This window comes from Collinsella sp. LCP19S3_D3 (assembly GCF_052121455.1).
GTDB lineage: Bacteria > Actinomycetota > Coriobacteriia > Coriobacteriales > Coriobacteriaceae > Collinsella.
The window spans coordinates 1-381 of sequence record NZ_JBQKEF010000070.1 but is presented as its reverse complement, the minus strand read 5'-3'; the positions used below and the strand labels follow the sequence as shown (position 1 = coordinate 381).

Sequence of the window (381 nt, the reverse complement as noted above, 5' to 3'; positions counted from 1 at the left end):
CGCACGTGAACTCCGAGCCCCGCGGCGCGCTCGGCTTCGCGACGCCCGCGCGCGCCTTCAGGGCGATGCTCGGGGAGGACGCGGCGGCGCTGCTGGACGCCTACGGCGTGGGGGACGTGCCCATCGGGGAACTCGACCTGACGCCGGGGCTCATCGAGAGGGCGCGCGCAGAGAGGGGCGATGCCCCGCTGGCCTAGCCTAGGAGAAAAACGGAATAGACGGACCGACCGTCCGGCTGAGTCTGGGAAGAGGTGCCGGGCGGCGGGCGGAGCATGGCCACCGGACCCATCGAAACACATCTCCACCATTCCTTCAACTGGGAAAATGCCGCCCCCGGGTCCCGGATAGGACCTCGGGGGCGTTCGGTTAACTGCGGGAGCG

The 381-nt window shown here is 70.3% G+C and carries 1 pseudogene; it reads left to right on the top strand.

Features of this window, described 5'->3' with window-relative positions:
• A pseudogene (locus ACTQXM_RS09080) lies at nt 1-197 on the top strand (IS30 family transposase); the annotation flags it as partial.
• Nucleotides 198-381: the final 184 nt, after the last annotated feature.